Annotated in this window: 18 protein-coding genes; 7 read left to right on the top strand and 11 right to left on the bottom strand. The window is 65.3% G+C overall.

The window, feature by feature from the left end:
• Positions 1–125: 125 nt before the first annotated feature.
• Both FJW06_RS20515 and FJW06_RS20520 read right to left on the bottom strand, forming a co-directional pair.
• Entirely contained in the window at positions 126–2,189 is a 2,064-nt protein-coding gene (locus FJW06_RS20515) for a 3-hydroxyacyl-CoA dehydrogenase NAD-binding domain-containing protein (protein ID WP_140754017.1), read from the bottom strand.
• Between the two features lie 97 nt (positions 2,190–2,286).
• On the bottom strand, positions 2,287–3,993 hold the full coding sequence (locus FJW06_RS20520; protein ID WP_140754018.1) for an MFS transporter: 1,707 nt from the start codon (positions 3,991–3,993) through the stop codon (positions 2,287–2,289).
• An 80-nt stretch (positions 3,994–4,073) separates the two neighbouring features.
• Here FJW06_RS20520 and FJW06_RS20525 point away from each other — a divergent pair, with 80 nt between their 5' ends.
• On the top strand, positions 4,074–4,685 hold the full coding sequence (locus tag FJW06_RS20525; RefSeq protein WP_181178469.1) for a TetR/AcrR family transcriptional regulator: 612 nt from the start codon (positions 4,074–4,076) through the stop codon (positions 4,683–4,685).
• Between the two features lie 16 nt (positions 4,686–4,701).
• Here FJW06_RS20525 and FJW06_RS20530 read toward each other — a convergent pair whose 3' ends face one another.
• Positions 4,702–5,292, bottom strand: a complete 591-nt coding sequence (locus FJW06_RS20530) for a hypothetical protein (protein WP_140754020.1) — start codon at positions 5,290–5,292, stop codon at positions 4,702–4,704.
• A gap of 45 nt (positions 5,293–5,337) precedes the next feature.
• Positions 5,338–5,946 carry a TetR/AcrR family transcriptional regulator gene (locus FJW06_RS20535; protein ID WP_140754021.1) on the bottom strand — a complete coding sequence of 203 codons (609 nt, stop codon included), beginning with the start codon at positions 5,944–5,946 and terminating at the stop codon, positions 5,338–5,340.
• Positions 5,947–6,024: 78 nt separating this feature from the next.
• Between FJW06_RS20535 and FJW06_RS20540 the strand changes: the two genes are divergently transcribed.
• Positions 6,025–7,308: an MFS transporter gene (locus tag FJW06_RS20540; protein ID WP_140754022.1), complete on the top strand. Its 1,284-nt coding sequence runs from the start codon at positions 6,025–6,027 to the stop codon at positions 7,306–7,308.
• A 131-nt stretch (positions 7,309–7,439) separates the two neighbouring features.
• Complete coding sequence (locus tag FJW06_RS20545; RefSeq protein ID WP_140754023.1) at positions 7,440–9,014, top strand: alkaline phosphatase; 1,575 nt, start codon at positions 7,440–7,442, stop codon at positions 9,012–9,014.
• A gap of 200 nt (positions 9,015–9,214) precedes the next feature.
• Here FJW06_RS20545 and FJW06_RS20550 read toward each other — a convergent pair whose 3' ends face one another.
• Positions 9,215–9,484 carry a hypothetical protein gene (locus FJW06_RS20550; RefSeq protein WP_246674728.1) on the bottom strand — a complete coding sequence of 90 codons (270 nt, stop codon included), beginning with the start codon at positions 9,482–9,484 and terminating at the stop codon, positions 9,215–9,217.
• Between the two features lie 215 nt (positions 9,485–9,699).
• Between FJW06_RS20550 and typA the strand changes: the two genes are divergently transcribed.
• Positions 9,700–11,529, top strand: a complete 1,830-nt coding sequence (gene typA, locus FJW06_RS20555; RefSeq protein ID WP_140754025.1) for a translational GTPase TypA — start codon at positions 9,700–9,702, stop codon at positions 11,527–11,529.
• Between the two features lie 49 nt (positions 11,530–11,578).
• Here typA and FJW06_RS20560 read toward each other — a convergent pair whose 3' ends face one another.
• The gene (locus tag FJW06_RS20560) at positions 11,579–12,202 is read right to left on the bottom strand and encodes a DUF1062 domain-containing protein (protein ID WP_140754026.1); all 624 of its coding nucleotides are present in this window, start codon (positions 12,200–12,202) and stop codon (positions 11,579–11,581) included.
• A gap of 425 nt (positions 12,203–12,627) precedes the next feature.
• Between FJW06_RS20560 and FJW06_RS20565 the strand changes: the two genes are divergently transcribed.
• Positions 12,628–13,239, top strand: a complete 612-nt coding sequence (locus tag FJW06_RS20565) for a LysE family translocator (protein WP_140754027.1) — start codon at positions 12,628–12,630, stop codon at positions 13,237–13,239.
• Between the two features lie 21 nt (positions 13,240–13,260).
• Here the strand turns inward: FJW06_RS20565 and FJW06_RS20570 are convergent, their stop codons facing one another.
• A complete protein-coding gene (locus tag FJW06_RS20570; RefSeq protein ID WP_140754028.1) occupies positions 13,261–13,824 on the bottom strand; it encodes a peroxidase-related enzyme in 564 nt (187 codons plus the stop codon).
• A 128-nt stretch (positions 13,825–13,952) separates the two neighbouring features.
• Here FJW06_RS20570 and FJW06_RS20575 point away from each other — a divergent pair, with 128 nt between their 5' ends.
• Both FJW06_RS20575 and FJW06_RS20580 read left to right on the top strand, forming a co-directional pair.
• Positions 13,953–18,728, top strand: coding sequence for an NAD-glutamate dehydrogenase (locus tag FJW06_RS20575; RefSeq protein WP_140754029.1), 4,776 nt, complete (start codon positions 13,953–13,955; stop codon positions 18,726–18,728).
• 427 nt (positions 18,729–19,155) lie between these two features.
• The gene (locus FJW06_RS20580) at positions 19,156–20,544 is read left to right on the top strand and encodes an MFS transporter (protein WP_140754030.1); all 1,389 of its coding nucleotides are present in this window, start codon (positions 19,156–19,158) and stop codon (positions 20,542–20,544) included.
• A 138-nt stretch (positions 20,545–20,682) separates the two neighbouring features.
• Here the strand turns inward: FJW06_RS20580 and purH are convergent, their stop codons facing one another.
• The 4 genes from purH to htpX form a co-directional block, all read right to left on the bottom strand.
• Positions 20,683–22,299 (bottom strand): bifunctional phosphoribosylaminoimidazolecarboxamide formyltransferase/IMP cyclohydrolase, encoded by a 1,617-nt coding sequence (gene purH, locus FJW06_RS20585; RefSeq protein ID WP_140754031.1) that lies wholly within the window; start codon positions 22,297–22,299, stop codon positions 20,683–20,685.
• Positions 22,300–22,412: 113 nt separating this feature from the next.
• On the bottom strand, positions 22,413–24,137 hold the full coding sequence (locus FJW06_RS20590; RefSeq protein WP_140754032.1) for a heparinase II/III family protein: 1,725 nt from the start codon (positions 24,135–24,137) through the stop codon (positions 22,413–22,415).
• Positions 24,138–24,285: 148 nt separating this feature from the next.
• Positions 24,286–25,659 (bottom strand): RsmB/NOP family class I SAM-dependent RNA methyltransferase, encoded by a 1,374-nt coding sequence (locus FJW06_RS20595; RefSeq protein ID WP_246674733.1) that lies wholly within the window; start codon positions 25,657–25,659, stop codon positions 24,286–24,288.
• Positions 25,656–26,681: a zinc metalloprotease HtpX gene (gene htpX, locus FJW06_RS20600; RefSeq protein ID WP_140754033.1), complete on the bottom strand. Its 1,026-nt coding sequence runs from the start codon at positions 26,679–26,681 to the stop codon at positions 25,656–25,658. The genes FJW06_RS20595 and htpX overlap by 4 nt, the downstream gene beginning before the upstream one ends.
• Positions 26,682–26,740 lie beyond the last annotated feature (59 nt).

Genomic DNA, 26,740 nt, shown 5'->3' on the forward strand with positions numbered 1-26,740 from the left:
CCGGAAGCGCTGGCGGGACAGCGCCCCCCTCTGGCCTGCCGGCTATCTCCCTCACAAGGGCCCACAAGGGGGGGAGATGGCCGGCAGGCCAGAGGGGGGCGCGAAGGAACTCGACCTTGAGCCCTTTACAGGGCTTCCCAAGCCCCCGTCTCGGCAAACCTTTTCAGCACCGGCGCTGGCTCAAAAATCGCCCATCCCGTTCGCCCATGCCAGTGCTCCAACCGCTCGACGATCTTGCCCGCTCCTTCAAGCCCCGCCCAGAACATCGGTCCGCCCTTGCCAATCGGGAAGCCGTAGCCGTTGACCCAGACGACGTCGATATCGGACGCCCGCGCGGCGATGCCTTCGTCGAGGATCTTCGCGCCTTCGTTGACCAGCGGATAAAGCGTGCGCTCTATGATCTCGTCGGCGCCGATCTCGCGCCGGGCAATGCCAAGCTCCGCCGCCTTGGCGCGGATCAGCGCCTCGACCTCCGGATCCGCGACCGGCTCTCGCGCGCCGCTCTCATAGCGATACCACCCGCTTCCGGTCTTCTGGCCGAAATGGCCCTGCTCGCACAGCGTATCGGCAATCACCGCGGTGAGGCCGCGCGACTTGCGGTTGCGCCAGCCGATGTCGAGGCCGGCTAGGTCCCCCATCTGGAACGGCCCCATCGGCCAGCCGAAATCGGTGAAGGCCTTGTCCACCTGAGCAGGTGTGGCGCCTTCCAGCAGCAGCGCCTCGTTTTCCGCGCCGCGCGCGGCCAGCATGCGGTTGCCGACGAAGCCGTGGCAGACGCCGACGACGACCGCCACCTTGCCGATGCGCCGGGCGAGATCGGCGACCGTCGCCAGCACCTCCGGTGCGGTCTTTTCGGCCCGCACGATCTCCAGGAGCTTCATGACATTTGCCGGCGAAAAGAAATGCATCCCTAGCACGTCTTGTGGCCGCGAGGTCGAGGCAGCGATTTCGTTGACGTCGAGATAGGAGGTGTTGGTGGCGAGAACGGCGCCGGGCCCGGCGATGGCGTCGACTTTGCCGAACACCTCCTTCTTGACCGCCATGTCCTCGAACACGGCCTCGATGATCAAATCGCAATCGGCAAGGTTGGCATAGTCGGTGCTGCCCTTGAACAGGCTGAGCCGCTTCTGCTTGGCCTCTTCGCTCAGCGAGTCGCGGCTGACGGAGACGGAATAGTTCTTCTCGATCGTCGCCAGGCCGCGCCGCAGCGCCTCCTCGCCGGTCTCGAGCAAAGTCACCGGGAGACCGCCATTGGCAAAGGCCATGGCGATGCCGCCGCCCATCGTGCCGGCGCCGATGATGCCGACGCGTTCGATCCGGCGCTTCTTGAGATCCTTGCCGGGCACCTTCGCCGCTTCCCGTTCGGCGAAGAACAGATGCCGCTGCGCGCGCGACTGATCGCCGGAAACGAGTTTTTGGAAAAGCTGCCGTTCGGCGGCAAGTGCTGCGCCGAAAGGCAAAGTGATCGCGTTGCGCACGGCCCGCGCGCAGGCAATCGGCGCTTCAAGACCGCGCGCTTTTTTGGCCAGATCGGCCGCCTGGCGGTCGAAAGCAGCAAGATCGGTCTCGGCAAGGCGGTCGTTGCGGTCACGCACCGGCACGAACGGGCCGCCCCGACCGGCCATTTCGGCAGCGAAACGGATCGCCTCGGCCAGCAGATCGCCCTCGATGACCGCGTCGGCAAGTCCCGCCGCCTTCGCCTCGCCGGCCGAAACCGGCGTTCCTGAAACGATCATGCCGAGCGCTTTGGCGGCGCCCACGAGGCGTGGCAGGCGCACCGTGCCGCCGCCGCCCGGCAAAAGGCCGAGCCTCACCTCCGGCAGGCCGAGTTTTGCACCGGCATCCGCAACGCGAAAATGGCAGCCCAATGCCAGTTCCAGCCCGCCACCCAGCGCCGTGCCATGGATGGCGGCGACCGTTGGTTTGGCGATGGTTTCTAGCAAGGCGATGATGGCGCGCAGTTCCGGCTGCTGGACCGGCTTGCCGAATTCGGTGATGTCGGCGCCGGCGACGAAAGTGCGCCCGGCACAGGCAATGACGATCGCCTTGATGGCAGGATCGTCGCGCGAAGCGGCGAGCGCCTCATACAGCGGCTTGCGGACGTGAAAGCTCAGCGCATTGACCGGCGGGTTGTCGATAGTGACCACCGCCACGCCGTTCTCGTTCGCGACGCTGACAGAACTGGACAAGCGGAACCTCCCGAGGCCGGTTGCAATCGGAGCACGGGTTTACTAGGCCGGCCCGCGAATGGGAACCCGATCCGGCGTTGGCCTAATGGATGTCGGGTCAGCTCCCGCCTGCGGCCTCGGTCGCCAGGCTCTCCGGCATTTCCGCTTCGGCGCCGCGGCCGCCACGCCAGGAAGCGAAGGCGGCGACCAGATAGAGGATCGCCGAGAAGGTGAAGGCGAAGACCAGCCCGTGCTTGAACGGTCCCGACATCAGCTCGGGAAAGAATTGGTTGCCGGTCAATGTCGCGGCGTTCGCGGACGGCAGGGCATGGAGCACGTCGGCCGGGATCAGCTCGCCCATCGGGTTGTAGCCGAGGAAGGCGGCGAACAGGCTGGCGACCGGAGGCATGTTGGCGACCTGGTGCGCGATCGCCTCCGGCACATGTTGCGCCAGAAGGCCGGCCTCCATCGTCGCCGGCAGGCTGGCAGCAAGGCCGGCCAGCATCAGGCTAAAGAACAGGCCGATCGACAGCACCTGGCCGGCATTGGTGGTGGTGGCGCGCATGCCGGAGGCCTGGCCGCGTTCGCGCGCCGGCACCGAATTCATGATCTGCGTCGAGTTCGGCGCCACGAACAGGCCGGAGCCGAGGCCGTTGAGGAACAAGAGTCCGGCGAACGCCGTGTAGGAGAAGTCGGCCGGCAGCGCCATCAGCGCGACGAAGCTGACCGCACCCGCGACCATGCCGCCGACGGCGAAGGGCACGCCGCCGACGCGGTCGGAGAAATAGCCCGAGACAGGTCCGGCGAGCAGGAAGCCGACGGTGAGCGGCAGCATGAAGATCGCCGACCACAGCGGCGTCTGCTCGAACGAATAGCCGTGCAGCGGCAGCCAGATGCCTTGCAGCCAGACGATCAGCATGAATTGCAGGCCGCCGCGGGCGATGCCGGAGGCGAGGTTGGCGATGTTGCCATAGGCAAAGCCCGGAATACGAAACAGCGACAGGTCGAGCATCGGCTTGGCGACGCGGCTCTCGATCGCGACGAAAGCGATCAGCGAGACGACGCCGATGGCAAACAGCGTCAGCACTTTCGGGCTGGTCCAGGCCATCACCTGGTCGCCATAGGGCTGCAGGCCATAGGTGATGGCGGTGAGGATCATGACCAGGCCAAGGCCAAAGCTGATATTGCCCAGCCAGTCGATCGTGTGGCTGGAGCGGTTCGGCGCGTCGTGCAGCTTCAGATACGCCCAGATGGTGCCGACGAGGCCGAAGGGCACGTTGATCCAGAACACCAGCCGCCAGTCGGTGTCGGCGAGCAGCCCGCCGATCAAAAGACCGATGAACTGGCCGCCGATCGCCGCCACGACATTGATGCCGAGGGCGAAGCCGCGTTCGTTCTCGGGAAAGGCGTCGGTAAGCAGTGCCGTGGAATTGGCCATGATCAGCGCGCCGCCGATGCCCTGGATGATGCGCACGCCGATGAGATACATGGCGGCGAAATCGCCTTGTCCAGGCAGAAGGCTGAGCGCGATGGAGGCGGCCGTGAAGATGGCGAAGCCCAGATTATACATCTTCGCCCGGCCGAACTGGTCGCCCAGCCGGCCGAAGGCGACCACGAGCACGGCGGTGGCGATCATGTAGCCGATGATTGCCCAGAGCAGGTAATTGATGTTGCCGGGGTCGAGCGCCTTGAGGCCGATGCCGCGAAACACAGCCGGAAGGCTGATCAACAGGATCGAGCCATTGATTGCAGCGGCAAGCATGCCGAGCGTGGTGTTGCTCAGAACCATCCATTTGTGGCTCCGTGGGCGGTCCTGTCTGGTCATGGCGTTCGAATCCTGCGCTGCTGGCGCGTCGAGGGCCGGCAGGCTATATATGAGGATAGTCTCAGGTTTGGAATATGAGGATGGCCTCGGAAAAATCAAGCGCAACTGTGCCGCAGCCGCGCGCGCCGCAGCAAAAAAGAGGCCGCGACCGCGTCGCCGCACTGATGGCGGCGGCCTCGGATCTGTTCGTTGAAAAGGGTTTCGATGCAACGACGATGACCGAGATCGCCGCCAAGGCGGGCGCGGCCATCGGCACGCTCTATCTGTTCTTCCCAACCAAGCAGGCGATGGCGCAGGCGATCCTCGCCCAGAATGCCGAGGCGCTTTCGGCCGAGCTCGACGACCTGCGTGACCGCACGCAAGGGATGAGCGCGGCGGAAATCGCCGACCGGTTGTTTGCCCGGCTTGGCGCCTTCATGGCCGGGCATCCGGCCTATTCGGCGCTGCTCGACCTGCCGGGCGACGATGGCTGGCGGCGCGCCATACGCGGCCGCCGACGCAACCAGATCGCGACGCTGTTCGCCGCGGCCGATCCGCCGCTGCCGCCAGGCCAGGCCGAAAGGCTGGCGGTGATCGTGCCGCAATTGATGCGCATCCCGCTGACTTTGATCGGCGAGAGGCGCCTGCGCGACGGCGTGCTTGAGGAATTGCGGCTGATGCTTAGCCGGCATCTGGAAGCCGGCGAGGGCTGACGAAGCCGCGGCCCGGTTAGTTGTCCACGCGGCCGAAGGGCGGCACGTCGCCGATCACTTCGCGCCTGTCCTTGCCGCAGACGAAGGTCTTGGCCTTCTCGTCGGCGAGCGTGCGCGCCTGGTCGTTGGCCTGCGCGTTCCCGGTGGCCAGAACCAGGCCGATCGTGCAGCCCTGATGTTCTTCCGGTTGCGCCACCTTCGCGACGACCAGGACCTCGATCTGCTTCTTGTCGTCCTCGGGGTCGCTGACGGAGCGGCGATGAATGGCGGCGAAGGGGATGGCGACGTCGCCATTGGTCTCGATGCGCCATTCCACTTTCGGGCCCGAGCCGTTGAAAGCGGTGAAGCTCTCCCAGACCGCGGTCATGTCGTCGGATGGAAAGCCGTAATAGACGGATTCGCGCGCGTCGTCGTAGCCGATCAGCACTGGGTAGCCGCGATAGCCGGAGCAGACCAGGCTCGCCCAGTCGCCGTCGCCTTCCGCGGCCTGCGCATACGTCACGCAATCCTTCTTCGAATCGAGATCGGTGTAGGCGCTGGAGATATCGCCGGCCTGGGCCGCCTGGCAGAAACCGGCAAGGGCAAGCGGGATCAGAAGGGCACGCATCGGTGGCAACTCCGTTTCGAGTTGCCGGAAGCGTAACGCCGTCCGCTATTTCTTCAAGCTGGCTTCGATCAGGAGGTCGGCGTTGCGGGCAACCGCCGCCGCCGGGCCGCCCGAGCCAAAGAGCTGGCCGCTGATATAGGCGCCTTCGATGAGCAGCAGCAGGCCGTCGCCCAGCGTGTCGGAATCGGCGGCGCCCATCGCGGCGGCAATGGCGCGCAAGCGCCGGCGCAATTCCACTTTGTTGTTCTCGCTCACCACGCGCGCGGGATGGCCGCGCTCGGGATATTCCACCGCAGCGTTGGTCATGCCGCAGCCGCGGTAATCCGGTTTCTGCGTGCGTTTGCCGACGCGGGTCAGGAAAGCGATGATCTGGGCACGCGGATCGCCTGGATGCGCATGGACGGCCTCCTCGAAGCGTTCCCAGAATTCGAGGTCGTATTTGCGCAGATAGGAGGCGGCAAGCTCATCCTTGGACGGGAAGCTGCGATAGAGGCTGGGCTTTGTGACGCCGGCGCGCCTGACGATCTCGTCGACGCCGATCGCCCTGATACCTTCGCGATAAAAAAGGTCGCGCGCCACGTCGAGGATCTTGTCCGCCGCCTTCGGGGCGGGGGCCGCGTTCAACGAGGCGTCAATTTTATTGTCCGACGGCATGCAAACAACTCGCTTGACAATGTTACTGACCGGTACGTATGTATGACGCCATCGCATTGCAACGTACCGGTCAGTAACATGATAGCCCAGTCCCGTCCGTTTGGCCAGCGCTACGCATTCGTCGTCGTTGCCGTCATTTTCCTCTGCCTGCTGATCGCGGCCGGGCTTCGCTCCGCACCCTCGGTGATGATGGTGCCGCTGGAGAAAAGCTTCGGCTGGCACCGCGACGTGACGTCCTGGGCCGCCAGCATCGGCATCCTGCTCTACGGTCTGACAGGGCCGTTCGCGGCAGCGCTGATGGAGCGCATCGGCCTGCGACGCACGCTGCTCGGCGCGCTGCTGGTGATGTCGGGATCTACCGCGCTCAGCCTGTTCATGACGCAGCCCTGGCATCTTTTCATCACCTGGGGCATCTTTTCCGGTATCGGCTCCGGCGCGGTGGCGAGCGTGCTCGGCGCCACGATCGTCAACCGCTGGTTCAAGACCAATCGCGGCCTGGTGATGGGCCTGATGTCGGCCTCCAGCGCCACCGGCATGCTGGTGTTCCTGCCGGTGATCGCTGCGCTGGCGCAGGCCGGCGGCTGGCAGCCCGTGGCGATTGCGGTCGCCGTCGCCACCGCGGCGCTGATACCGTTCGTCTATCTGCTGGTGCCGGAGCGCCCCGCCTCGATCGGCCAGGTGCGCTTCGGCGCAGATGCCAAGGACGTGCCCCCGGTATCGCCTGCCTCGCAGGGCAATTTCCTGGCGCATACGGTGAACACGCTGCGCCGCGCGGCGGGCACACGGGTGTTCTGGTATCTCTTTGCCACCTTCTTCGTCTGCGGCTTCACCACCAACGGCCTCGTTGGCACGCATCTCATCGCCTTCTGTGGCGATATGGGCATCGGCGAGGTGCAGGCGGCTGGCCTTTTGTCCATGATGGGCATTTTCGACCTGATCGGCACGACGCTGTCCGGCTGGCTCACCGACCGTTTCGATCCGCGCAAGCTGCTCGGCGTCTATTATGCGGTGCGCGGCTTGTCGCTGATTTACCTGCCCTATTCCGGCTTCTCGGCGACCAGCCTGATCATCTTCGCCGTGCTCTACGGGCTCGACTGGATCGCCACCGTGCCGCCGACGCTCAGGCTTGCCAACGAAGCCTTCGGCGATCGCAGCGGGCCGATCGTGTTCGGCTGGATCGTCGCCGGCCACCAGATAGGCGCGGCGGCGGCCGCCGCCTTCGGCGGGACGATGCGCGAGCTGCAGGGCAATTACGAGCTGGCGTTCCTGATTGCGGGCATGACCGGCATCGCGGCGGCTTGTATTTCGCTCTTGATCAACACGAGCAAGCCGGCCTTCGAGCCGGAGCCGCAGATGGTCTAAGCTGCCAATCTCCCCACGAGGGGGGATCAGCAGTTTTGTCGACTGTTATCAAAACTTCATGGTTCCGATATGCGCCTGAAACATTGAGGCGAGAGCTTGGCGGTCCCGTTCAACGCCATCCGGAGACAGCCATGAACAAGCTCTCATTGACTCGCCGCGCCTTCGTCACGTCCGCAAGTGCTGCCGGTCTTCTCGGCGCCTCCGGTCTGGCCTTGCCCTATTACTCGCGCGCCAGCCAACGCCCGACCTTCACGCATGGCGTCCAGTCCGGCGATGTCGATGCGACCTCCGGCATGGTCTGGACCCGTACCGACCGCCCGGCGCGCGTGATGTATGAAGTGTCGACTACTGAAAGCTTCGCCAATGCCACGCGGCTGGCTGCGCTCGATACTTCGCCGGCCAACGACCATACGGTGAAGCGGCTGCTCACCGATCTCGCCTCGGACCAGGACATCTTCTACCGCATGACTGCCGCCGATCTTTCCGACATCAATGCCGTCTCAGAGCCGATCGTCGGCCGCTTCCGCACGGCGCCGTCGTCCAAGCGCGACGTGCGCTTCGCCTGGTCGGGCGACACCGCCGGCCAGGGTTGGGGCATCGACGAGACCGGCATGAAGACCTACTCGACCATCGCCAAGCACACGCCGGACTTCTTCCTGCATTCGGGCGACACGATCTATGCCGACGGCGCGTTGAAGGACGAGGTCGACCTGCCCGGCGGCGGCAAGTGGAAGAACGTCGTCATGCTCGACGGCAAGCGCAAAGTTGCCGAGACGCTGGACGAATACCGCGACCAGTGGAAGTACAACATGATGGACAAGCACGTGCTTGCCCTCTCCGCCATCTGCCCGACCTTCTACCAGTGGGACGACCACGAGGTGCTGAACAACTGGTCGGACTCGAAGGATCTCAGCAAGGACGACCGCTACAAAGAGAAATCCATCCATGTGCTGGCGGCACGCGCCGCGCGCGCCTTCCATGAGATGACCACCATCCGCTACGAGCCGGCCGAGCCGGGCCGCGTCTACCGCAAGATCTCACACGGGCCGCTGCTCGACGTGTTTTTCCTCGACATGCGCTCCTATCGCGGCCCCAACGGCGCCAATCTGGACGAAACGCTGACGCCGAAGTCGCGCATGATCGGCGAGGAGCAGTCCAAGTGGCTGAAGCGCGAGCTGGCCAATTCCAGGGCGACCTGGAAGATTATCGCCGCCGACATGCCGCTCAGCCTGGTCGTCTGGGACGACGCGGCGAAGAAGGTCGGCTTCGAAGCGGTGTCGAACAACGACAACGGCAAGCCGAAGGGCCGCGAGCTCGAATTCGCCGACGTGCTGCGCTTCATCAAGAATGCCGGCATCACCAACACGGTGTGGCTCACCGCCGACGTGCATTACACGGCGGCGCATTACTACAACCCCGACAAGGCGCAGTTCCAGGATTTCAACCCGTTCTGGGAATTCGTCTCCGGCCCGATCCATGCTGGCACGTTCGGACCCAACGACCTCGACATGACCTTCGGGCCGGAGCTGAAATTCATCAAGGCGCCGACTACCGAGCAGGGCCAGAACCTGCCGCCGTCGGCCGGCCTGCAGTTTTTCGGGCTGGTCGACATTTCCGGCGCGACGGAGCAGTTGACCGTGCGGCTGATGGATCGCGACGACAACGAGCTTTACAAGGTGACGTTGGATCCGGTGCTGTCCGCGTAAGGGTCGGCGCGAGGCACCCCCCCTCTGTCCTGCCGGACATCTCCCCCGCAAGGGGGGAGATTGGCAGCTTCGACGCTACCGCTCGTCAGCGCTGGGGATTGGCAAAGCCGACGCGACATCTAACCCCTTGCGGGGGAGATGTCCGGAAGGCCAGAGGGGGGTGTGCCGGAATGCTACGCTTGAGGATTGCTGCGCGACGATCAATCCGGATAGCAAGCCCGTGGAACGTTGGGCCATACCGCGGTGTCGCAATTGGCGTCCTTCTGGCGCTGCTTGAAGGCGGCGCTGACCGGGCCGGTGACGATCGGGTCGACGCCGTCAGGGGCGTCGGCGAACATCTGCTGCGCGGTCCTGGGATCGGGCGGCTGGATGGAACTGCTCTCTCGCAGAGCCGTCGCCGACTGCGCAACACCGGCCGCAAGCAGCAACCCAAGCGCCGCCCACGCAAAAACCGGACGCAATCTGGACATCTGATCGCTCATGAACATCGAACTGCCCGGCCCCTCAAAGGTTCCGCCTTGGTTAACAGAATCATTTCACACCAAGACGTTTAAGAATCAGTGACCATGTATTTGGGGCCGGGCCTCCCCTTTCGCAATTGCGAAAAACCCTGTATGAGCCGCGCAACCGAAAAAGGCGGCGCTTCTTAAGCCTGCTGCCTGCAACGTTCCCGAGACCAGACAAAATGAACCTCCGCAATATCGCGATCATCGCGCACGTCGACCATGGCAAAACCACGCTTGTCGACCAGCTCCTGAAACAGTCCGGCGCCTTCCGCGACAACCAGCGCGTCGCCGAACGCGCCATGGATTCCAACGACCTCGAAAAAGAGCGCGGCATCACCATCCTGGCCAAGGCTACCTCGGTCGACTGGCACGGCACCCGCATCAACATCGTCGACACGCCCGGGCACGCCGATTTCGGCGGCGAGGTCGAGCGCATCCTGTCGATGGTGGATTCGGCGATCGTGCTCGTCGACGCCGCCGAAGGCCCGATGCCGCAGACCAAATTCGTCGTCGGCAAGGCGCTGAAAGTGGGCCTGCGCCCGATCGTCGTCATCAACAAGATCGACCGCCCGGACGCCCGGCATATCGAAGTGGTCAACGAGGTGTTCGACCTCTTCGCCGCGCTCGACGCCACCGACGAGCAGCTCGATTTCCCGATCCTCTACGGTTCGGGCCGCGACGGCTGGGTCTCTGAAAATCCGGAAGGCCCGAAAGACCAGGGTCTCGCGCCGCTATTCGATCTCGTCGTCAAGCATGTGCCGGCGCCGACGGTCCATCCCGGCCCGTTCCGCATGATCGGCACCATCCTCGAGGCCGACCCCTTCCTCGGCCGCATCATCACCGGCCGCATCGAGTCCGGCACGCTGAAGGCCAACCAGGCTGTCAAGGTGCTGCACCATGACGGCACGCAGATCGAGACCGGCCGCATCTCGAAAATCCTCGCCTTCCGGGGCCTCGAGCGCCAGCCGATCGACGAAGCCCAGGCAGGCGACATCGTAGCCATCGCCGGCCTGTCGAAAGGCACCGTCGCCGATACTTTCTGCGATCCGGCGGTGAGCGAGCCGCTGCATGCGCAACCGATCGACCCGCCGACGGTCACCATGTCCTTCCTCGTCAATGACAGCCCGCTTGCCGGCACCGAGGGCGACAAGGTGACCAGCCGGGTCATCCGCGACCGCCTGCTGCGCGAGGCCGAGGGCAATGTCGCGCTGAAGATCGAGGAATCGGCGGAGAAGGACTCCTTCTTCGTGTCCGGCCGCGGCGAATTGCAGCTCGCGGTGCTGATCGAGACGATGCGCCGCGAGGGTTTCGAGCTTGCCGTGTCGCGTCCGCGCGTCGTCATGCAGAAGGGCGAGGACGGCCAGCTGCTGGAGCCGGTCGAGGAAGTCGTCGTCGATGTCGACGAGGAGCATGCCGGCGTCGTCGTGCAGAAGATGTCGGAGCGCAAGGCCGAGATGGTCGAGCTGCGCCCTTCCGGCGGCAACCGCCAGCGCCTTGTCTTCCATGCGCCGACACGCGGCCTGATCGGCTACCAGTCGGAGCTGTTGACCGACACGCGCGGCACCGCCGTGATGAACCGGCTGTTCTTCGCTTATGAGCCCTATAAGGGCGAGCTGCCCGGCCGCACCAATGGCGTGCTGATCTCCAACGAGCAGGGCGAGTCGGTCGCTTACGCCATGTGGAACCTCGAAGACCGCGGCCCGATGATCATCGATCCGGGCGTCAAGGTCTATCAGGGCATGATCATCGGCATCCACTCCAGAGACAACGACCTCGAAGTGAACGTGCTCAAGGGCAAGAAGCTCACCAACATCCGCGCCGCCGGCAAGGACGAAGCGGTGAAGCTGACGCCGCCGATCCGCATGACGCTGGAGCGGGCGCTGGCCTGGATCCAGGACGACGAGCTGGTCGAGGTGACGCCGAAGACCATCCGGCTCCGCAAGCTTTATCTCGACCCGAACGAGCGCAAGCGTTCCGAGAAGGCCGCCAAGGTTATGGGCGCGGCGTAAGCTGTCAGCCATGGGTTCAATGAGGGGGCGTCGGCTCCCTCTTTTCGTTTTAGCGGCACGCGGCCGACAGGATATTGTTGCAGTCAGCCTCGCCGTTCAGATCGATGTGCAACGCCAAGCCATCGCGAACTGGCTTGCGCAAGGCCCTGGCGCCGTCAGGTTCGACGGTCAGTCGCCTTCGTTCGTCCAGGGCTTGAAGCCTTGATCGCGAAAGGCCGAGCTCGCCGGCAAGCAGGCGATCCAGCCGCAGGGACGTCACGGCGTCGAGCCGAAGCTCAAGCGAAAGTGCCGTCGCACTTGCCGGCCTGCCGTCCGGCAATTCTTTTCGGACTGTGACGTCGGGAAATTCCTCGATACGGCTGATCCGGCCCTTGAGCGCCACGGCATCAAACGCATGGCGTCGCACCAGCGCCGGATCGTTGTCTTCGAACGTCGCAAGCAGCGCCGGCTCGATGTCGCGCCGGTTGCAACGCTCCAGGATCGTGCGGTTCCAGGAATTATCACAATCGACGCAACGATAGATCAGCCAAACGTCGATGCGCTTGCCGTTGGCGTTGACGCGGAATTTTTCGCCGCATCGATAGGGTTTCACGCCGCCGCAGCGGTTGCAGTTGATGAGAGGTCGTGGCGCAATTGCGGGCGCGATCGTCCAGCGGACGCGCAAGGTAGACATGCCGGTAGGCCCTTCCCGCTGGGAAGTCCGTCAGGCCGGCGATGTCGAGTTGCCCGTGCGGGCACGGCGTGGCGAAACACTGCGTTGGTGGTACAGGCGTCGGTGCGGCACGCGCACGACAGCGACTCAGCAATGCCAAACTGGTCTCGAACCGCCGCCTGAAGAACACATCAAGTTGAGCAGACGTGCCAATGGCTGCGCCTGCGGTGCATTCGGGGGAGTTGACGAGACCGGCGGTTACTGAGGCAAAGTGATGCTCGAATGATGTCGGGGCGGGTCTTCTAGCTAAGGCTGAAGGGGACGGCAAGAGCAGCAATAGCCGGCGCTGGCAGCTATTGTCTCGTGCTCAACAATCGCGTCTGCTGGGCGTGCCAAATCCAATCCGATCGGCTATCTTTTCTTTCTATCCTATAGGAAGCGCCCCCATGCATCTCGCCTCGCTGCTGATCTTCGCCGCCGCCCTCTTCGTCGCTGCCGGCTCGCCTGGCCCGTCGATCGCGGCGCTGGTGGCGCGGGTGATCTCGAAGGGGTTCCGCGACGTCTTCCCGTTCCTGCTGGCGATGTGGATCGGTGAAGCGATCTGGCTCTCGCTTGCAGTGTTCGGACTGGCCGTGGTGGCGCAGACCTTCCACTACGCCTTCGTCGCCGTGAAATGGGTTGGCGTCGCCTATCTCGCTTATCTGGCGTTCAAGATGTGGACGGCGCCGGTCGAGGCCAAGGAAGGCGAGATGCCGCGCGAGGATTCAGCCCTGAAACTGTTCTTTGCCGGCATGGCGGTGACGCTCGGCAACCCGAAGATCATGATGTTCTATCTGGCGCTGTTGCCGACCATCATCGACCTGGCCTCGGTGAGCGTGGTCGGCTGGGTCGAGCTGACGTTGACCATGGCCATCGTGCTGGTCGTTATCGACCTTGCCTGGGTGCTGGCTGCTTCGCAGGCACGCCGGCTCCTGAAGAGCAAGCGCGCCATGAAGATCGCCAACCGCGTCAGCGCCACGACGATGGCGGGCGCCGCCGCTGCAGTCGCGGCGCGCTGATCCAGGCTTTCCAGGCGAAGCCTACCGCGCCATGGCGTGATATTCGGGGTTGGGCCGCATGTCGACCGCGGCGGCCACGCGGTTCGACATGTTGAAGAAGGCGGCGGTCGAGGCGATGTCCCAGATGTCGCGATCCGAAAAGCCGGCCTGGCGCAAAGCGGCGCGGTCGGCCTCGACGATTTTAGCCGGCTCTTCGGTCAGCTTGACCGCGAATTCCAGCATGACGCGCTGGCGGTCCGACAGGTCGGCGGCGCGGAAATTCATCACCATCATCTCGCCCAGCGCCGGCTCGCCCGACAGCTGGCGCACCGCCGCGCCATGGGCGGTCAGGCAGTAGAAGCAGTGGTTGATCGAGGAGACGACCACCGCGATCATCTCCCGCTCCAGCTTCGACAGGCCGGACTCGCCCAGCATTAGGTCGTTGTACATGTCGGTGAAGGCGCGCAGCTTCTTCTCGTCGAAGGCGTAGGCGAGAAGCACGTTTGGCACGAGGCCGAGCTTCTCCCGGCATTTGTCGAAATAGGCTTTCGTCGCTTCGCTTAGCTCCGCCTGGACAAGGTCAAGCGCGGTAATCCGGTCATTCATGGGTGGTTCTCCTTGCAAGGCGATGGCGTCGGTTCGAATTTTTTAATGCGTCGTCAAACCTTTGTCGCGAAACGGCGGTCATCTGCTACGATAGCCACAAAAGCATATAACGGGAGGGACTAAGCGTCATGGCCAGCGTTAAATCCAAGCCGAAGAAAAAAGCCACCGCCGCGAAAGCGGAGGAGAAATCGGCAAGGCTTGTCGATTATCTGCTGGCGCGGGCGCCCGCCGAGGACGTCGCGGCCTATGACGCGGCCGACCTGGAACGCGCCGGCGAGCTCGCTGCCCAAGCGGTCGCTAATCACAGGAAGGGTGAAAGCGTCGTCGCCGTCGAGGCGGATTCCGGCGTTGCCTGCGGCGGCCGGCCGGTGACGGTCATCACCGTCGTCAACGACAACATGCCGTTCCTGTTCGATTCCATCCTCGGCGAGGTCACCGAGACCAGCGGCGAGCCGACGCTGGTCACCCATCCGATCGTCACCGTACGCCATGGCAAGAACGGTGTGGTCGAGGTGCTTGGCGACGGCGGCAAGGAGGATGACGAGCACGACCGGCTGAGCGTCGTCCATGTGCATATCCCGCGACTGAGCGCCGACCAGTCGAAAAACCTCACCGAGCGGCTGCGCAAGACGCTTTCGCAGGTCCGCGCCGCCGTCGTCGACTGGAAGCGCATGCTCGCCCGCCTCGACCAGGCGATTTCCGAATTCCGCTATTCGGCCGTGCCGCTCGACAAGAAGAGCGTCGCCGAGGCGATCGCCTTTCTCGAATGGCTGCGCGACGACAATTTCACCTTCCTCGGCATGCGCGAGTTCAAATATATCGGCGGCGAAGAAAGCGGCAATCTCGAGCGTGCCGAGAAGCCCGGCATGGGCATCCTGTCGGATCCCGATGTGCTGGTGCTGAGGCGCGGCACCGAGGCGGTGACGACGACGCCGGAGATCCGCGCGTTCCTGCACGGGCCGGAGCCGTTGATCGTCACCAAGGCCAATGCGAAGTCGTCGGTGCATCGGCGCATCTATCTCGATTACATCGGCGTCAAGACCTACACGTCGAAGGGTGCGCTGGCGGGCGAACTGCGCATCGTTGGCCTGTTCACCTCGACCGCCTACACGCGCTCGGTGATGAAGATCCCCTATCTGCGCTCGAAGGCGGAGACAATCATCGCCAAGTCCGGCTTCAATCCGAGCGACCATTCGGGCAAGGCGCTGATCAACGTGCTGGAGAGCTATCCGCGCGACGAGCTCTTCCAGGTCCCCGTTCCCATCCTGCGCAAGCATGCTAGCGCCATCCTGGGGCTCATCGAGCGGCCGCGCGTCAGGGCGCTGGTGCGTGCCGACCAGTTCGACCGCTTCGTCTCGATCCTCGTCTTCGTGCCGCGCGATCGCTATGACAGCGTGGTGCGCGAGAAGATCGGCGCCTATCTCAAGACGGTGTTCGAGGGCCGGCTGTCGGCCTATTACCCGGCCTTCCCGGAAGGCGGGCTGGCGCGCGTGCATTTCATCATCGGCCGTTCCGGCGGCAAGACGCCGAAGGTCGAGCAGTCGACGATCGAGGCGGCGATCCGCGATATCGTGCGCACTTGGGAGGACGCGCTCTCGGAAGCCGCGGGGGCGGCCGGCAGCGATCCGGCGCTGAAGGCGATCGCAGCGCGTTTCCCCGAAAGCTATCGCGATACCTTCTCCGCCGCCGTGGCGCTTGCCGATGCCGGGCGCATCGCAAAGATCGGCGCCGACAACCCGATCGCCATCGACTATTACCGCCATGCCGACCAGAAGCCGCACCAGGCGGCTTTGAAGATCTACCATTTCGGCAGCCCCGTGGCGCTGTCGCGGCGCGTGCCGGTGCTGGAAAACATCGGCTTCCGCGTCATCAGCGAGCGCACCTTCGAGGTCGGCGACGATCCGGCTGATCGAGTGTTCATCCACGACATGGAACTGGAGAACAGCTACGGCAAACCGATCGATCTTACCGACGGCGGAGCGCTGTTCGAGGACGCGTTCCTTTCGGTCTGGCGCGGCGATGTCGACAATGACGGCTATAACGGCCTGGCGCAGACCGCCGGCCTGTGGTCGGGCGAGATCACCATCCTGCGCGCCTATGGCCGCTATCTGCAGCAGGCCGGCATCCCGCAGAGCCAGGATTTCATTGCCGCCGCGCTCAATCGTTATCCGGAGATCGCGCGCGGCCTGCATGAACTGTTCGTCGCCCAGCTCGGGCCGACGGCAGAGGGCGACGGTGCGGTCGCCGCCAAGCACCTCAAGGCCAAGATCAAGGACGCGCTGGAAGAGGTGCCCAATATCGATGACGATACCATCATCCGACGCTACCTCAACCTGATCGAAGCCTCGCTGCGCACCAATCATTTCGTAACCGATACGAAAGCAAAGGGGCAGTCGCTGGCGGTCAAGCTGGACTCGCAGGCGGTCGAGGGACTGCCGGCACCCCGGCCATGGCGCGAGATCTTCGTCTACGGCTCCGAGGTCGAGGGCGTGCATCTGCGCTTCGGCCCGGTGGCGCGCGGCGGCCTGCGCTGGTCGGACCGCGCCCAGGACTACCGCACCGAGGTGCTCGGGCTGGTCAAGGCGCAGCAGGTCAAGAACGCGGTCATCGTGCCGGTCGGCGCCAAGGGTGGCTTCTATCCGAAGAAGCTGCCGATGAGCGCCGGGCGCGACGCCATCTTCGAAGCCGGCACCTCGGCCTACAAGAACTTCGTCTCCAGCCTGCTTTCGATCACCGACAATATTGGTGTCGACGGCGTCATCCCGCCGGCCGGCGTGGTGCGGCGCGACAAGGACGATCCCTATTTCGTCGTCGCAGCGGACAAGGGCACGGCGACCTTCTCCGACACCGCCAACGCGATTTCCGAGAAGCATCACTTCTGGCTGGACGATGCCTTCGCCAGCGGCGGTTCGGCCGGCTACGACCACAAGAAGATGGGCATCACCGCCAAGGGCGCCTGGGAAGCGGTGAAGCGGCATTTCCGCGAGATGAACCGCGACATTCAGACCTCGCCCTTCACCGTCGTCGGCGTCGGCGACATGTCGGGCGATGTGTTCGGCAACGGCATGCTGTTGTCGCCGGCCACCAGGCTGATCGCCGCCTTCGACCATCGCGACATCTTCATCGATCCCGATCCCGACATGGCGGCGTCGATGGCCGAACGCCAGCGCATGTTCGCGCTGCCGCGCTCGTCCTGGCAGGATTATGACAAGTCGAAGCTGTCGGAAGGCGGCGTCATCGTCTCGCGCAGCCAGAAATCGATCACGTTGCCGCAGGCGGCCGCCGCCGCGATCGGCCTCTCCAAGACGACGGCGACGCCGGTCGAGATCATGAGCGCCATTCTCAAGGCGCCCGTCGACCTTCTGTGGTTCGGCGGCATCGGCACCTATGTGCGGGCTTCCGGTGAAAACAATCAGGATGTCGGCGACCGCGCCAACGACGCTATCCGCGTCACCGCGCTCGATGTCCGGGCCAAGGTCATCGGCGAGGGAGCCAATCTTGGCGTCACGCAGCGGGCGCGCATCGAGTTCGGCATGAATGGCGGCCGATGCAATTCCGACGCCATCGACAATTCGGGCGGCGTCAACTGCTCCGACGTCGAGGTCAACATCAAGATCGCGCTGGCGTCGGCCATGCGCAAGGGTTCGCTGGCGCGGCCAGCGCGCAACAAGCTGCTTTCCGAGATGACCGACGAGGTGAGCGCACTGGTGCTCTCCAACAACTACCAGCAGACGCTGGCGCTGTCGCTCGCGCGCAAGCGGGGGCTGGCCGACATCGCGCACCAGGCGCGCTTCATGACGGCGCTGGAGGCGCGCGGCCTGCTCGACCGGGTGGTCGAGACGCTGCCTTCGCCGGCGGCGCTTGCTGAACGCGAGGCGCGCGGCGAGCCGCTGACGAGGGCCGAGCTCGGCGTGCTGCTTGCCTATGCCAAGATCGTGCTGTTCTCCGACATCGTCGCCAGCGACGTGCCGGACGATCCGCATTTCGACCGCGACCTGATGGGCTATTTCCCGGAGCGCATGGCCAAGAAATTCGCCGGCGAGATTCGCGACCACCGGCTGCGCCGCGAGATCATCGCCCGCGTCGTCGCCAACGACCTCGTCAATCGCGGCGGTCCGTCCTTCGTCAACCGGCTGCAGGAATCGACGGGCCGTACGGCGGCCGATGTCGTGCGCATCTTCACCGTGGTGCGCGACGGCTTCGCGCTACCGGCGCTCTATCGCGAGATCGACGCGCTCGATAACCAGATCGACGGCCAGATCCAGCTCGATCTTTACCAGGCGGTTAGCCGGCTTATCTTCGTGACCAGCGGCTGGTATCTGAAGAACGAAGCGAGCTCCGCGCCGCTCGGCCAGCGCATCGCCGAATTGCAGGAAGCCCGCAAGGCGCTCGAGCCGAAGCTTCTCTCGCTGCTGCCGGCCTTCTCGCGCGAGCACATCGAGGAGCGGCGGCACGGCCTGTTCAAGGGCGGTGCGCCGGAAAAGCTCGCCGGGCAGCTCGCCCTGACCGAGGTGGCCGAGCTGATTCCGGATATCGCGCTCACCGCGCGCACCGCCAATGCCGACATCGTCAGCGCGGCCAAGGCCTTCTTCGCCGTCAGCGACGCCTTCCGCATCCCACGCGTCGAGGAAGCGGCGCGCTCGATCATGCCGCCGGACTATTACGACCAGCTGGCGCTGTCGCGCGCGACCGACACGATCGGCGTGGCGCGCCGCGGCATCGCGGTGGCGGCGCTGACCGCACACGGCACGGCCGCGGATCCGGTCACGGCCTGGCTCGAAGCCGGCGGCGAGCGCGTCGCGCGCATCCGCGAGCGGCTGCAGGCGCTCACCGAAGGCGGCGACATCACCGTGTCGCGGCTGTCGGTGGCGTCCGGCCTGATGAGCGACCTGACGGGGATGTGAAGTTCCTCGCCCCCGCCAAAGCGGCTGGCCTTTGGCGATAGGTGCATGGCAGCTTGGTGCATGTATTGTCTTATGCTGCGCTGGCCGACCCCCACTCCGTCTCGGCTTCGCCGAGCCGCCTCTCCCCCGATCGACGGGGGAGAGGAAAGGCGCCAAGCTTTTTGCCGTGAACGCTCGTCCAGCAACGCTCCCTTCCTTTCCCTCCGGAGGGGGGAAAGTGGCGCTGCGAAGCAGCGACGGATTGGGGGAACCACGCGGCAATCAGGCCTCGGCCTGATCAGTCACGCCAAGTCACAAAAGATGTGTGCACTTCTCCCCGCTGCGCGGGGCGAGGAAAGCAACGGCAGCGCTGCGCTTGTTCATTTGCATCGCTGCCTGAAAACATGCAGACATGGCGCCCGACGCGAGCGATGCCAGGGGAGAAAGCATGGCGGCAGTAGAGACAGTGCAGCGCGCATCGGGGCGCGGCATCTGGGGCTGGATGTTCTTCGACTGGGCGGCGCAGCCTTTCTTCACCGTCGTCACCACCTTCATCTTCGGGCCCTATTTCGTATCGCGCATGGTTAGCGACCCGACGGCCGGCCAGGCAGCCTGGGGCTACGGCATTGCCGCGGCCGGCCTGGTCATCGCTGTGCTGTCGCCGGTGCTCGGCTCGATCGCCGACCAGACCGGGCCGCGCAAGCCGTGGATCGCCTTCTTCGCGACAATCAAGATCGTCAGCCTGAGCCTGCTGTGGTTCGCCGCGCCCGGCTCGAACCTCTTCCTGGTCGTGCTGTTGTTCTCGCTGGCTTCTGTTGCGGCCGAGTTCTCGACCGTGTTCAACGATTCCATGATGCCGCGGCTGGTGCCGAAGAAAGAGATCGGCCGGATCTCCAACATCGCCTGGGGGCTCGGCTATCTCGGCGGCATGGTGGCGCTGATCTTCGTGGTGCTGTTCCTCGCCGGCAATCTCGAAACCGGCAAGACGCTCATCGGCCTCGACCCGCTGTTCGGGCTGGACCCGAAGCTCGGCGAGGATGCGCGTTTCACCGGGCCGATGTCGGCCGGCTGGTATTTCCTGTTCATCCTGCCGATGTTCTTCTTCACGCCCGACGCCGCCAAGGGGATCCCGATCGGGCCGGCGGTGCGCGAGGGCCTCTCTGAGCTGAAATCGACGCTCGCCGAAGTGCGCCAGCGCAGCGGCATCCTGCGCTTCCTTTTGGCGCGCATGATCTATCAGGACGGCGTCAACGCGCTACTGGCGCTCGGCGGCACCTTCGCGGCCGGCATGTTCCACTGGTCGATCACCGAGATCGGCCTGTTCGGCATCATCCTCAACATCGTCGCCATCTTCGGCTGCTGGATCGCGGCGCGGCTGGATACAGCGCTCGGCTCCAAGGCCGTGGTGATGATCGCGCTGGTGATGCTGTCGGTCGCCACCATCGGCGTCGTCTCGACCGGCCCGGGCTTCACGCTGCTTGGCCTGGTCCCGCTGCCGACCGCCGATTCCGGGGGCCTGTTCGGCACCGCGGCCGAAAAGGCCTACATCCTCTATGGGCTGCTGATCGGCCTTGCCTTCGGACCGGTGCAGGCCTCGTCGCGCTCCTACATGGCGCGCAGCGTGACCGCCGCCGAGTCGGGCCGCTATTTCGGCATCTACGCGCTGGCCGGCCGGGCGACCAGCTTCCTAGCGCCGTTCATGGTGGCGACCATCACCACCATGAGCGATTCGCCGCGGCTCGGCATGGCGGCGATCATCCTGTTCCTGGGCATCGGCATGGCGATCCTGGCGGGGACGCCTTATCCGGCGGACAAGCCGAAGGAGATGCTTCGATAATTCTACTCCGCTGGCCGCTTGCCGCGGTTTTCTGCGCTTCCGGTGCTCACGGACTGAATGTCCGCTCCGCTCCGGTTCTCGAAAACCGCACCAATCGACTCAGCGGAGCGAATTCTTGAAGCATTTCCGCGCCGAGCATCAATGCCGGAAATGCCTCACGCCGGTGAACACCATGGCGATGCCGTGCTCGTCGGCGGCGGCGATGACGTCGTCGTCGCGCATCGAGCCGCCGGGCTGGATGACGGCGGTGGCGCCGGCCTCGATCGCCGATAAGAGCCCGTCGGCGAAGGGGAAGAAGGCGTCGGAGGCGACGACCGAACCCTTGGTCAACGGTTCGGCGAGACCGGCGGCTTCCGCCGCGTCCAGCGCCTTGCGGGCGGCGATGCGCGAGGAATCGACGCGGCTCATCTGGCCGGCGCCGATGCCGACCGTGGCGCCATCCTTCGCATAGACGATGGCGTTGGACTTGACGTGCTTGGCGACGCGGAAGGCGAATTTGAGGTTGGCCAGTTCGGCTGGCGTCGGCGCGCGCCTGGTCACCACCTTGAGCTCGAGGTCGTCGACGACGGCATTGTCGCGGCTCTGCACAAGCAGCCCGCCGGCGACGGATTTTACCATCGTGCCGGCGGCGCGCGGGTTGGGCAGGCCGCCGGTGATTAGCAGGCGCAAGTTCTTCTTCGCCGCGACGATCGCGGCGGCTTCGTCGGTAGCTTCCGGCGCGATGATCACCTCGGTGAAGGTCTTGACGATCTCCTCCGCCGCCTCGGCGTCGAGGATGCGGTTCATGGCGACGATGCCGCCGAAGGCGGAGACGGGGTCGCAGGCGAGCGCCTTGGCGTAGGCTGCCTTCAGCGACGGGCCTTCCGCGACGCCGCAGGGGTTGGCGTGCTTGATGATGGCGATCGCCGCCGAGCGGGCGGGATCGAACTCGCCGACCAGCTCGAAGGCGGCGTCGGTGTCGTTGATGTTGTTGTAGGAGAGCTGTTTGCCCTGCAGCTGCCTGGCTGTGGCGACGCCCGGCCGCTTGTCGCCCGACAGGTAGAAGCCCGCGCCCTGGTGCGGGTTCTCGCCATAACGCATCACCTGGTCCAGGCGGCCGCCGAAAGCGCGCCATGTCGGGTGCTCGATCTCCAGCGCCTCGGCGAACCAGCCGGAGATCGCGGCATCATAGGTCGCGGTGCGGGCAAAGGCCTTGGCGGCCAGCATCTTGCGAAAGTCGAGCGAGAGCGAGCCCAGATTCATCTCCAGCGCGTTGACGACGGAGGCATAGTCGGTCGGGTCGGTGACGATGGCGACATAGGCGTGGTTCTTGGCCGAAGCGCGGATCATGGCCGGGCCGCCGATATCGATGTTCTCGACGATGGAGGCGTATCCGGCGCCGGAGCGGCGCACCTCCTCGAACGGATAGAGATTGCAGACGACAAGGTCGATCGGCTCGATGTGATGGTCGCGCATGGCCTTCACGTGATCGGCATCGTCGCGGATGCCAAGCAGCGCGCCATGCACAGACGGATGCAAGGTCTTCACCCGCCCATCCATGAACTCGGGAAAGCCGGTGAGGTCGGAGACGTCGCGCACCGCAAGGCCCGCCTCGGCGATGGCCTTTGCCGTGCCGCCCGTCGAGACCAATTCGACGCCGGAAGCGGCGAGCGCCTTGGCGAAGTCGATCAGGCCGGTCTTGTCGAAGACGGAGAGCAGCGCGCGGCGCACAGGAACAAGATCCGGCGCCGGAATGTTTTTTGTGGGCACGGCCATGGCGGGCGGCCTTTCAGAGCTGTTGGAAGGGGACGTCGGCCGGCCCTAGCATATGAGCCCCGGAAATCAAGTGAGTCTGGCATCAGGCGCGCAGCCCGTTTTGCCGGCCAGGCTCAGTTGTTTTCCGGATGGCCGGCGATGCCGGTGCGGGTCAGCTGCCAGTGGATCTCGGCAATCTCCGAGGCCTTGAAGGCAAGCACGATCTGTCGGCTGCGGCGCGGGCCGCCCAGGCCGGCGAAATAGATCGATTCCTCGACCTCCGGCACCACTTCGGCGCAGGTGAAGACCCAGCTGTCGCCCTGCGCGGCGGCCAAGGTCAGGCGGTCGTGGTCATCCTGCAAAAGGCTGATGTCGGGGTGGACGTGGAAACGCACCGTGACGAAGTCGCGGCCGTTGTTGCGGATCGCGGCACTGCCCGGGCGCAGGAAACGGTCGCGGCCGGCAAGCACGTTGCCGTTCGTGCCGAGCTTCAGCTCACGCTCATGCAGGAGGCCGAATTGCTGGACATAGCCGTCATGGCGGGCGACGAAGCCTTGCATGCCCTTCTGGTCGAGACGCTTGCAGGGCACATGCTGCGGGCCGCCGATCAGCGGCGAACCCAACAGGTCGCTGACACGTAGCGAATGGCTGAAGCGCGCCGACGAGGTGTCGTTGATCGTCGCGGTCGAATGCGCGGCGGTGGCGCGGGCCAGCGGCCGGAATTCCGGAGCGCCGTAAGTGTCGATGCCGGCATTGACGATGAAGTGCTGGCGCCCGGAAGACAGCTCGAAGGCGAGGCAGCCGGCATGCGCAGCATTGGAGACATCGACCGGCGGCGGCAGGCCGGTGTCGGCGATCACCGTCACGCCGCCCATCGACAGACGCTCGTAGCCGGAATGCGGCGCATGCAGCAGCGGCGCGCCCACCGTGTCATCATGGCGCATGATGGTGGCGATGCGGTCGTGGATGGTGGCGCCCATGCCGTTGAAGCGGGCGAGGCTGCCGTCCTGGTGACGGAAGAAACGCAGCGCCGGCAGCATACGGTCGATGGCGCCGATCAGCGCCGCCGGCGGCGCCTCGGCCTGATTGGCATACGTCTGGCGCAACGGCAGGAGATCGGCCAGCAGTTCCAGCACCGCCATCGGCTTGCGCGAGATGTGGCCGCCGTCCGGAAGGATCTGGCGGTCGAGTTCCTCGGCCAGGTTGCGCGTCGCGGCGCGCAGGGCCGAGGCTGGCGCCGGCAGCGACAGCGCCGCGAAGGCGAGCGCTATGCGGGCGCGCAGCCTGGCCTCGCCGTCCGGCATCTCACGCGCCATCGAGCGCAGGTAGCGGATCTGCACGGCGAGCGATTTCAGGAACGCGCGATAGAAGGGGAATTCGGCGCCCTGCAGCACCACCGAGGAATGCTGCAGCCAGGCGATCACCCGCTTGGCCGTCGTTTCCGGTTCCCAGGCGACGCCGGAGATCTGGTTGCCGTGCATGGCGATCCAGTCGGAGACAAGCGCCCGGGCGTTGGCGGCGGCAAGCTCCGTGCCGGTGGCGCGCATATGGCGCAGCCAACGAAAGCCGTGCAGAGATTTCTGCCAGCCGCGATTGGGCACGTCGAGCTGGAAGGGCGACTTGCCGCCGGTCTCGACCAGATGGCCGGACAGCGGATAGCGTCCGTAGTAGATCTCCAGCGCGATCTGCGGATCGGCGAGCCGCAGGTCGGGCGGGGCGATCAGGACGCGTTCGGGCGTGCGGCCGGAATAGCGCCAGCGATAGACCGGCCCAGCGCGGAGGCGCCGGCGCGTTTTGCGCCAGAACTCCCTCGCGACAAGCGTCCAAAGACGCGTCGTGCTGCCGGCAACAAGTGCCAATAGCCCTCCTGATGTCCCCATTACCCAAGCACAAGCTTATGCGATTCAAGAACTTATGCGAAGGCGGATTTCGCCGAAGTGAACCACTTCACGCCGCTTTGCCGGTGCCGACCCCTGAGAAAGTGAGCAAGTTTTACGAGATAACGCTTTAACCCGCCCGTCTCATCCGCGCGGCAAAGAAACCGTCCAGGCCTGAAATTCCGGGCGATTCCAGCGCCAGGTCGGCAGGTGTCGTGCGCAACGTGCCCTCCGGCGTCAGGAATGGATCGATGCCGGCGAACTCGCCGGGGCGGATCGGATCGGCGACGACACTGGGGTACTCGGCGAGGAAATCGCGATAGAGCTCCTCGCCCTCGATCGGATCGAGCGAGCAATTGGAGAACACGATCCGTCCTCCGGGCCTGACAAGCGTAACGGCATGGGCAAGCAGCCGGCGCTGGAGGCCGGCGAGCTTTTCGACGTCCGCCAAGGTCTTCGTCCATGGCACGTCGGGGTGGCGGCGAACCGTGCCGGTCGAGGAGCAGGGCGCATCGAGCAGCACGGCGTCAAAGAGTTGCGATGGCATGTAGTCGAGCAGGTCGGTCTGGACCAGTTCGGCCGTCAGGCCGAGGCGGTCGAGATTCTGCTTCAGCCGCGCCAGCCGGTTCTTCGAGGTGTCAACGGCCGTCACGGTGGCGCCGGCCAGGACAAGCTGCGCCGTCTTGCCGCCGGGAGCGGCGCAGAGATCGGCGACGCGCTGCCCACGAATATCGCCGAACAGGCGCGCCGGCAGGCTGGCGGCCATGTCCTGCACCCACCAGGCGCCGTCGCCGAAGCCGGGCAAGTCGATGACGTTGGCCGAGAGCTTTTCGACACGCACCGTGCCGGTCGGCAGCACGATGCCGCCCAGGCGCTCGGCCCAGAGCGCCGGATCGGCCTTGACCGTGAAATCCACCGGCGCCTCGTGCCGATGCGCCGCAAGGATGGCGCGCGCCTTATCCGCTCCATAAGCGGAGACCAGTCGTTCCGAAAACCATGGTGGTGCCTCGCTGGTCGCGGCAAGCGCCGGGGCAAGTTCGGCTTCCTTGGCGGGCGCCAGCGAACGCAACACCCCATTGACCAGGCCGGAGAAGCGCAGCGTGCGCGGATCGGACTTGGCGTGAGTGACGGCAAGGTCGACGGCGGCGCTGTCGGGAACATCGAGGAACAGGATCTGCGCGGCCGCGACGTTCAGGATATGCGAGAGCGCCGTGGCATTGGCCGGCAGAGGCTTTTCCAGCCGTTTCGACAGCAACCCGGCAATGGTCATGCGATAGCGTAGCGCGGTCACCAGGATGGCGCGCACCAGCGCGCGGTCGCGGCCGTCCAACGCCTTGTACTGCGGGTGGCCGTGCTCGTTGTCGGTCAACCCGTCGAGCGGCGTGCGGGCATCGATGACGGCGGCCAGCAGCCGCGCCGCCGCTTTTCGCGCGGCAAGGCCGGCTATCTCGTCGCCGGCCTTTCGTTGCGGATTGCCTGGCTGTCCGCGCCCCGGTGGCGTCACGACCAAGGGCCTCTCGACCGGACATTGCGCGGTCCCGTCGGGTTGCGGCCCCAGGGATTGGGTTTTGGCGGCGACTCGGCCTCCGGAGCCGGGTCGGCCGGCTTGCCCCAAGGACCGGCCGGCGTCTCATTGGCGGCGGTCCGCGTCGGTGCTTCGCGCCGGGCAGGCGATGCGCCGCCCATCGCACGCGCCATCTCCTGAAGCGCGGCGATACGGTTCTCGGTGCTCGGGTGGGTCGAGAACAGATTGTCCATGCGTTCGCCATGCAGCGGGTTAATGATGAAAAGATGCGCCATCGCCGGATTGCGCTCGGCATCCTCATTGGGGATTTGCTCCGCTCCGCGCGCGATCTTGTTGAGCGCCGAGGCCAGCCAAAGCGGATTGCCGCAGATCTCGGCGCCGCGCCGGTCGGCCTCGTATTCGCGCGTGCGGCTCACCGCCATCTGCACGATCATGGCAGCGAAGGGCGCGACCAGCATGGCCACCAGCACGCCGACAAAGCCGAACGGATTGTTGTTCTCCCGGCTGCCGCCGAGGAAGAAGGCGAAATTGCCGAGCATCGAGATGGCGCCGGCGAGCGTTGCCACGATCGTCATGGTCAGCGTGTCTCGATGCTGCACATGGGCCAGCTCATGCGCCATCACCGCTGCGACCTCCTCGTGGGAGAGGCGCTGGAGCAGGCCGGTGGACGCGGCCACCGCGGCATTCTCGGGATTGCGGCCGGTGGCGAAGGCATTGGGCTGCGGGTTGTCGATCAGATAGGTCTTCGGCATCGGCAGGCCGGCCTGCTTGGCCAGCGCCCGGACGATCGCGTAATATTCGGGCGCGTTCTTCTCGTCGACCTCGACGGCGCGGTTCATCGACAGCACCATCTTGTCGGCGTTCCAATAGCTGAACAGATTGGTGCCGGCGGCGAGCAGAAGCGCGATGATCATGCCGCCCGAGCCGCCGATCAGATAGCCGACGCCCATGAACAGCGCCGTCATCGCGGCGAGAAGCATGGTGGTGCGAAGCGTGTTCATCGTTTCATCCGTTTGTGGTCAGGGCGAATAGGAGTCGATCCTCTCGATTTCATGGCTAT

Origin of the sequence: Mesorhizobium sp. B4-1-3 (assembly GCF_006439355.1) — a bacterium.
GTDB lineage: Bacteria > Pseudomonadota > Alphaproteobacteria > Rhizobiales > Rhizobiaceae > Mesorhizobium.

Excerpts from the sequence above, each read along its gene's own strand:
- FJW06_RS20520 (WP_140754018.1), bottom strand. The coding sequence starts at position 3,993 with ATGACCAGACAGGACCGCCCACGGAGCCACAAATGGATGGTTCTGAGC.
- FJW06_RS20525 (WP_181178469.1), top strand. The coding sequence starts at position 4,074 with ATGGCCTCGGAAAAATCAAGCGCAACTGTGCCGCAGCCGCGCGCGCCG.
- FJW06_RS20530 (WP_140754020.1), bottom strand. The coding sequence starts at position 5,292 with ATGCGTGCCCTTCTGATCCCGCTTGCCCTTGCCGGTTTCTGCCAGGCG.
- FJW06_RS20535 (WP_140754021.1), bottom strand. The coding sequence starts at position 5,946 with ATGCCGTCGGACAATAAAATTGACGCCTCGTTGAACGCGGCCCCCGCC.
- FJW06_RS20540 (WP_140754022.1), top strand. The coding sequence starts at position 6,025 with ATGATAGCCCAGTCCCGTCCGTTTGGCCAGCGCTACGCATTCGTCGTC.
- FJW06_RS20545 (WP_140754023.1), top strand. The coding sequence starts at position 7,440 with ATGAACAAGCTCTCATTGACTCGCCGCGCCTTCGTCACGTCCGCAAGT.
- FJW06_RS20550 (WP_246674728.1), bottom strand. The coding sequence starts at position 9,484 with ATGTCCAGATTGCGTCCGGTTTTTGCGTGGGCGGCGCTTGGGTTGCTG.
- typA (WP_140754025.1), top strand. The coding sequence starts at position 9,700 with ATGAACCTCCGCAATATCGCGATCATCGCGCACGTCGACCATGGCAAA.
- FJW06_RS20560 (WP_140754026.1), bottom strand. The coding sequence starts at position 12,202 with ATGTCTACCTTGCGCGTCCGCTGGACGATCGCGCCCGCAATTGCGCCA.
- FJW06_RS20565 (WP_140754027.1), top strand. The coding sequence starts at position 12,628 with ATGCATCTCGCCTCGCTGCTGATCTTCGCCGCCGCCCTCTTCGTCGCT.
- FJW06_RS20570 (WP_140754028.1), bottom strand. The coding sequence starts at position 13,824 with ATGAATGACCGGATTACCGCGCTTGACCTTGTCCAGGCGGAGCTAAGC.
- FJW06_RS20575 (WP_140754029.1), top strand. The coding sequence starts at position 13,953 with ATGGCCAGCGTTAAATCCAAGCCGAAGAAAAAAGCCACCGCCGCGAAA.
- FJW06_RS20580 (WP_140754030.1), top strand. The coding sequence starts at position 19,156 with ATGGCGGCAGTAGAGACAGTGCAGCGCGCATCGGGGCGCGGCATCTGG.
- purH (WP_140754031.1), bottom strand. The coding sequence starts at position 22,299 with ATGGCCGTGCCCACAAAAAACATTCCGGCGCCGGATCTTGTTCCTGTG.
- htpX (WP_140754033.1), bottom strand. The coding sequence starts at position 26,681 with ATGAACACGCTTCGCACCACCATGCTTCTCGCCGCGATGACGGCGCTG.